1 protein-coding gene is annotated in these 362 nt (G+C 43.6%); it reads right to left on the minus strand.

What is annotated here, in order from left to right; all coding sequences use genetic code 11:
• A partial coding sequence (locus tag HC026_RS12475; RefSeq protein WP_168926214.1) for a transposase family protein occupies window positions 1-362 on the minus strand: 362 nt, incomplete at both ends.

A 362-nucleotide genomic window follows, 5' to 3' on the forward strand; every position in this document is an offset into this window, starting at 1 on the left:
TGCTGCCAATTGGGTTCGAAGTAGGTTTCAGATTGCATCAACATGCGGGCAACAAAGCTAGCAGAAGTCGCCAATTCGTTAGCGATATGTTTTAGTGAGACCGGCTCTGCGAGTCGTTCTAAGCATTCTTGACGAGTGGGATTGGAAATTGAACAGTGTTTCGGTACTAAACTGGTTTGAGCTAAGAAGGTCCGCTGACATTCCTTACATTTGAAATTACGTCGATTTAACTTTAACAGCACGTTATTACCAAGGGTTTGGACAAAGCGGACATTAGTTTCTCGCCAGCCATAGTTAATGATTTTATGATCATTAACCACTCCACAATGCGGACAGGCTTTTGGCCGATAGGTCAATTTGCC

The sequence above is a fragment of the Secundilactobacillus angelensis genome, assembly GCF_012641075.1.
GTDB lineage: Bacteria > Bacillota > Bacilli > Lactobacillales > Lactobacillaceae > Secundilactobacillus > Secundilactobacillus angelensis.